This is a genomic window from Sporolactobacillus pectinivorans (assembly GCF_002802965.1).
GTDB lineage: Bacteria > Bacillota > Bacilli > Bacillales > Sporolactobacillaceae > Sporolactobacillus > Sporolactobacillus pectinivorans.
Genome location: NZ_NXGA01000001.1, coordinates 591,177 through 597,176, shown reverse-complemented (window position 1 = coordinate 597,176; position 6,000 = coordinate 591,177). Strand labels below are relative to the sequence as shown.

The 6,000-nt window shown below is 35.5% G+C and carries 8 protein-coding genes; 5 read left to right on the top strand and 3 right to left on the bottom strand.

Annotated elements, in window-relative coordinates; all coding sequences use genetic code 11:
• The first annotated feature begins 405 nt into the window (after window positions 1–405).
• The 5 genes from COP04_RS03200 (at window position 406) to COP04_RS03180 (ending at window position 3,853) form a co-directional block, all read left to right on the top strand.
• A complete protein-coding gene (locus COP04_RS03200) occupies window positions 406–654 on the top strand; it encodes a sporulation protein Cse60 (protein WP_100486666.1) in 249 nt (82 codons plus the stop codon).
• Window positions 655–1,022: 368 nt separating this feature from the next.
• Window positions 1,023–1,691 carry a GntR family transcriptional regulator gene (locus tag COP04_RS03195; protein ID WP_100486665.1) on the top strand — a complete coding sequence of 223 codons (669 nt, stop codon included), beginning with the start codon at window positions 1,023–1,025 and terminating at the stop codon, window positions 1,689–1,691.
• A gap of 25 nt (window positions 1,692–1,716) precedes the next feature.
• A complete protein-coding gene (locus tag COP04_RS03190; protein ID WP_239984746.1) occupies window positions 1,717–2,124 on the top strand; it encodes a DUF2000 domain-containing protein in 408 nt (135 codons plus the stop codon).
• Between the two features lie 47 nt (window positions 2,125–2,171).
• Complete coding sequence (locus COP04_RS03185; protein ID WP_100486664.1) at window positions 2,172–3,116, top strand: DMT family transporter; 945 nt, start codon at window positions 2,172–2,174, stop codon at window positions 3,114–3,116.
• 83 nt (window positions 3,117–3,199) lie between these two features.
• Entirely contained in the window at window positions 3,200–3,853 is a 654-nt protein-coding gene (locus COP04_RS03180; protein ID WP_157800152.1) for an HAD family hydrolase, read from the top strand.
• A gap of 415 nt (window positions 3,854–4,268) precedes the next feature.
• On the opposite strand, the gene COP04_RS03175 is transcribed toward COP04_RS03180, so the two are convergent.
• From COP04_RS03175 to COP04_RS03165, 3 genes are all read right to left on the bottom strand, one after another.
• Complete coding sequence (locus COP04_RS03175) at window positions 4,269–4,754, bottom strand: DMT family transporter (RefSeq protein ID WP_100486662.1); 486 nt, start codon at window positions 4,752–4,754, stop codon at window positions 4,269–4,271.
• A gap of 22 nt (window positions 4,755–4,776) precedes the next feature.
• Window positions 4,777–5,229, bottom strand: coding sequence for a DMT family transporter (locus COP04_RS03170; protein WP_100486661.1), 453 nt, complete (start codon window positions 5,227–5,229; stop codon window positions 4,777–4,779).
• Window positions 5,230–5,297: 68 nt separating this feature from the next.
• Window positions 5,298–5,873: a TetR/AcrR family transcriptional regulator gene (locus COP04_RS03165; RefSeq protein WP_100486660.1), complete on the bottom strand. Its 576-nt coding sequence runs from the start codon at window positions 5,871–5,873 to the stop codon at window positions 5,298–5,300.
• Window positions 5,874–6,000: the final 127 nt, after the last annotated feature.

Sequence of the window (6,000 nt, the reverse complement as noted above, 5' to 3'; positions counted from 1 at the left end):
ATCATATCATATTGACAAAAACAACTCGTGGCTTTAATAAGTCCTGGATTAAAAAAGTTGCCGGCTAATCCGCACCTGGCCATGCCGGTGTATATTATCCAAAAAAATAATGATTCAGCTGTATCATTTTTGAAAAAAACCAAAGTTTCGTTAATATACATTTAAGTAAAATATCCTGCTTTAAGGGCTGTTGATTCATCCAAAAGCATTACTTTAACAGTGCTTAACTGATTTTTTATTAACGCAGGGGGACTTTACGCGCCAGCGAAAAAAATAGGCAGTTTTAAGAGAGGCACGCATCACTTATTTCGATAACGATAAAAAGACGCTTGATGATTGTTACCTTGTATAACCCGTTTGAAATGAATTTTCTTTAGCCAAACTTATTTACTGAGGGGTGGATTAATGAAAATTAAATTATTTGAGGAAAACGATTTGTTTGCTCTTGAAACTTCGGTCAACAAATTTCTTGAACCGTATGATGATGAACGGTTTATTGAAGTAGAATTCATACCAGTAAGTTTCACTGAGGAAACCGAATCTAAATCATCTGCTTGTACTACTACAACATATCATTCATCTAAACAAATAACTAAATTTAAATTTTTCGCAATGGTAAAAGTAAGAGATAAGTTAATGAAAATAATATTTTAGCGGCTGAACTATCTGCTCGGATGCTTAAACAATGCCTGGTTTTTAATGTTGTGGAAAAAACACCTTAACAAAGAGATTTTCAACCACCCTAACATAACAATCCGTTATCCGGCCTCTTATTGTATCATTGCTAATTATATGGGATATAGAATTCATTATATCGCTTCACTAAACGGAAATTGTTGTTCAAGAGACCAAAGTAAAATTTACTTTGACCCAGAAAACAGCCAAGCGTAAAAGTAAAACTTTTCTTTTCATGTAGTACCGTGATCATCGCGGCTATGAATTCGAAAAATTCACCGAATCAATTTGATATATGTATTTATATGTGATATATTTCTAATAAATCAAAATATTGAGAATGCAAAATGCCTATACCCAAAAATTATTCTTCACCTACTCGCTTATCCGCTAAAAAGAAAGCATTCAATCAATTGCAGCGATGGATTATTGATGGAACTCTTGAGCCGGGAGAAAAGCTATATGATTCAGAACTGGCTGAAACACTTGGCATTAGCCGGACACCCATCAGGGAAGCAATACAATTACTTGAAGTTCAAGGATTTATTGAAACGTTTCCAGGCAGAGAGACACGTATTACCATGATAAAAAAGAAAGACGTATTGAAATTGTATCCACCGCTTGCCTCCTTACAAGCTTTAGCAGCAGATGAAGCATCCAAGATTATCACTCTGGAACAAGTGGAAACGTTGAAGGCTGTTAATCAAAAATACGAGGAAGCGATAAAAAACGGACAACCATTTGACGCGATGACTTTTGATGAGCACTATCACAGTTTCATTTTAAAGATTGCTGATAATCCATACATTGATCGTTTTTCATCCACCTTACAGTTGCATATTCGACGCTTTAAATATGTTTTTCTAAAAAATGATCTTACACTCAAATCAGATTCCGTAAAAGAGCACGCTGCTATTATTAAAGCTTTTACTGACCATAACTCTAAGTTAGCTGCTTCTGTTATGAGTCAGAACTGGCTGAGACCAATGAACGAAGTTTATCATCTTCTAAAATAAACAAATCCTACGAGGGGGTTAATACATGATGAAGACAAGTACAAAAATAGCAGTTGTTGTCAGAGAAGATCTTCAAATGTGGCAAGAGTTGAATGTGACAGCATTTACTGTTAGTGGTATTGCTGGAACAATAAAAGACATTATTGGCAAAAATTATGAAGATGGCTCTGTTTACTTACCTATGTTCAATCAACCTGTATTAGTTTTCTCTGCCGACAAAGATCAAATCAAAAAGGTGCACCAACGAGCATTAAGCCGAGATATTCGTTTTTCAATTTATACAAAAGGGCTTTTCGATACGAATAATGATGAAGATAATCGAGCAGTTGTAAGGTCTGTTAGGGAGGAAGATCTTCAAATTGTTGGAATGGCCATGTATGGTCAAAAAAACACTGTTGATAAGATATTGAAGGGGCTCCCTCTACATAAATAAACATAACCGTCTTAAAATAAGTTAAGTAAGTTGAGGGAGTCCCGAATATGACGAATGAAAAACAAAGAAATGGAATCTATTATATTTTACTCTTACTTGTCCCTTTATTTTGGGGAGGAGCTTTTGGGGCGACAAAGCATGTCATAACAGAGATATCCCCCTTAACAGCAGCAACGGTACGTTTTGGATTAGCCAGCTTAATATTATTAGCCATCACAATATTCAGCTCTGAATGGAAGATCAATTTTTTCAAAAAAAATGGTATCGGTATATTATTAATGGCTCTTACCGGTATCTTTGGGTACAATGCTTTTTTCTTTGAATCAATGAAATATACCTCGGCAATTAATGGGTCCTTAATTATGGCAACGACACCCGTTTTTGTCACGCTTGGTGCTGTTTTTTTCTTAAATGAATCATGGAATCGTCGAATTGGTTTTGGACTCCTCTTATCTCTCTTTGGCGTATTTCTTGTTATCGTTAAAGGATCACTTCAAACAATCATGGCACTAAAGTTCAACATAGGAGATCTTTTGCTTCTTGCAGCACTAGGCTGCTGGGTCATTCATGGATTGATCGGAAAAATCGTAATGAAAACCTATCCTCCTCTTTTGACGACAACTGCTTCCATGTTGATTGGTTCTCTCTTTCTAGCTGTTGGTTCTCTTTTTGAAAACGACTGGGGAAATATCACTCATATAACTGTGCAAGCATGGATCGAGATAGCTTTTATGACTTTATGCTCAACCGTCGTCGCTTTCTTTCTTTGGAATAAGGGAATACAAAAGATTGGAGCGAGCAAAACGAGCATGTATATGAATTTAGTGCCCATTAACGCAACATGGATCTCGTTATTATTCTATGGTTCATCTATTACATGGCAACAAATAATGGGTATGGTTTTTGTTATCATTGGAGTGTTCTTTGCGACAGATATACGAAAAATAAATAGCAGGAAAACTAAGCAAAGAAAAATAGTAAATCTTAATTAACACATTCACTATGTAATTTTAAGTTTGCTTATATCAGAGTATATTTATTTTTTATTGACTAGTTCGTGATTACTGTACAACAGATGAAATACAAAAATGTTCCACTAAATTGGAAAAGCTTGTACAAAGAAGCTCTGAAAGATGTTCTGATCAGCTGTAACTGTATTCCAAATAAAAATATGATCGAAGCAGGAGAAAAAGTTCTATCAAAATATAATACAAGAATAACCTATAGAGAAGTTGAAGTATCTTCTGACCAAATATTCTCTGAAATATTGGAAACGTGGAAATTAAATATCGATAAATGTTTGAACAAGACAAAAAAGACCTTTTATTCTTACTTTCACCGAACTTCACAACTATATGATGATACAATCTATACTTTAGAAGCTTTAAAAAAACAAGGCGTAAAAATTGGCATATTAACCGATGTGCCTTATGGGATGGATCGAGATTACGTTTTGTCTGATATTGAGGTCTTTAAAGATTATATTGATGTATTATTGACTTCAGCTGATGTTGGTTTTAGAAAACCGAACAAACAAGGCTATTTGGACTTATTAAGTAAGCTGGGAGTCTCTGCAAACAACCTAGTATTTGTAGGTGATGAACAAAAAGATATTAAAGGAGCCAATAGCATAGGTACATATTCGGTTTTAATAAACAGAACAAATGCAAAAAAAGAATACGGTCAAAGAAAAGAGATAAATTCTCTAAAGGAGTTATTAGCAATTTAACCTTTTATGCTGCGTAGTCCGTACTAACTACGCGTCAATGAGAGCTGACCGATTTCATTAGCACCAGATAGAACATTTTCAATCGTACCCTAGCGGTGACATCCCTACGCAAACTTGTAGCATTTCTGTGACTTACTTAAAGTCGCCATTTAAGATTGAAGTCTTTTGAAAGACCTTATGCTTAAAGAACAACGAGACTCAATTCATTCATCAATCTTGAAAGTGTTGTCTTTGACCCCCCCTGACTGGTTAGAAATATATCTTTAGCTTACGCCACGGTAATATTTTGTAAAATGTATGCCTGCTTACGCTAATAGTTCCAGGATTGAGAAAAAGAATAAATAAACCCTCTATCTATTTTCGACAGAGAGTGCACTCCTTCTAAAGAAAACTTGACTACTTTAAACTGCTTATATTAAAAGTGCTGAATCAAAAATATTCCTGAAACCATCAGTATAATGCCGAAAATACGTTGTATGTTTATCTGATGTTTGGGTACCCCGAACCAGCCAAAATGATCAATAATGAGCGCGATGACCATCTGACCACATAAAGCCAAAACAACAGTTAAAGCAGCCCCGATAACGGGCAACAAAAATATATTAGATGTTACAAAAACAACTCCCAGTATCCCTCCTATCCAGAGCCACCAGGGATTCTCTGAAATGACTCTTCTCCCCTTTTCTAAGATGTTCGTATTGAATAACCGCCGATGCTCAATAATCGAAACAAGAAGAAAAAGAGCTATTGTTCCTACTGAAAAAGAAATGAGAGACGCAACAAGTGGAGATTGAACATCGCTTCTCAGTTCTGAATTAATCGATGTTTGAATCGGTGACAGCATTCCCGCAAACAGGCCAAGGAACATGTAAAGTATTAAATACGATGATTTGTTTTTCATGAAGAATAAGCTCCCTTGTTTATTAATATTTTTTTATGACAAAAACGCCAATTAACATGAATACGATGCCGGTAATTCTTGGGCCATTTAATTCATGGACAGGAACATGAAACCATCCGAAGTGATCAATCGATAAAGCCATAATCATTTGGCCAAGCAAAGTAACAACAACCGTTAGCGCAGACCCAAGCCGCGGCAGCAATAGAATATTAGACGTCAAATAAAAAACGCCAAGGCAGCCACCGCCAATTAGAATCCACCACGGGATAGAAGAAAGAAGGCTAATATCAGATACAAAATGCGGTTCTGCAAGGAAAGAAACGAGAAATAAGACAATCGTCCCAACCAAAAATGAAATGGCAGATGCTGTGTAGGGAGATTTAACCTGCAAGCCAAGCCGTGAATTAATTGATGTTTGAACAGGAATAGTCATTCCAGAGAAAAAACCGGCAATCAACATAAAAATTATCATAATAATTTAAGACTCCTTTTATAATCAGTTATTGGAATGATCGTTCCTTTAAAGATCAAAAAAAATTGAGCTTATAACAAGGAGACAACCAACTCAATCATCTGGATAAAATCTTCCTTATTGTGATCGATTTTGGAAGTAATATTAATGCTATGGTGTAAATTGAGTAAAAGAAACGCCCATTTTTTTGAATCAATATGTGAATTTATTTGCCCACTTTTTTTCCCGATTTCCAAAAGGTTAAACAACGACATTTCAATATCTTTAAAACTTGTTGCCACTGCGTCCTGAATCAAAGCGCTCTGATGATCAATAGAAGCTGCTGTACTGGTGAGTAAGCAACCATCTGGTGCATTATCATCAAATACACGATCAATATGATTTTGAAAATAGCGCATGATACTCAATCGAATATCTTGGGAGTCGTTAAGAACCCCGCGTTCTGATTTTCTGGCGTCCATATAGCACTGAATCGATTCGAGAAGCAGATTATCTTTACTGCCAAACGTCTCATACATACTTGAGCGACTAATTTTCATTTCTTTTAATAAATCAGCAATGCTTGCATCATCGGCTCCTTTCCGCCAAAACACAATCATAGCCTTCTCAAGTACCTTTTGTCGATCGAAGACACGCGTTCTTGTCAAAGACCTCACTCCAAAGTTTAATAAATTTATTGGAACGATCGTTCTTTTATAATATAAGTTAATTTTTGTTTGATGTCAAGAAAGTAAAATGAAAAAGTTAGCTCTTATCTAGAGATCAACGCTTATG

Bases quoted from the DNA above. Each gene is read 5' to 3' on its own strand.
- COP04_RS03200 (WP_100486666.1), top strand. From the start codon at position 406: ATGAAAATTAAATTATTTGAGGAAAACGATTTGTTTGCTCTTGAAACT.
- COP04_RS03195 (WP_100486665.1), top strand. From the start codon at position 1,023: ATGCCTATACCCAAAAATTATTCTTCACCTACTCGCTTATCCGCTAAA.
- COP04_RS03190 (WP_239984746.1), top strand. From the start codon at position 1,717: ATGATGAAGACAAGTACAAAAATAGCAGTTGTTGTCAGAGAAGATCTT.
- COP04_RS03185 (WP_100486664.1), top strand. From the start codon at position 2,172: ATGACGAATGAAAAACAAAGAAATGGAATCTATTATATTTTACTCTTA.
- COP04_RS03180 (WP_157800152.1), top strand. From the start codon at position 3,200: ATGAAATACAAAAATGTTCCACTAAATTGGAAAAGCTTGTACAAAGAA.
- COP04_RS03175 (WP_100486662.1), bottom strand. From the start codon at position 4,754: ATGAAAAACAAATCATCGTATTTAATACTTTACATGTTCCTTGGCCTG.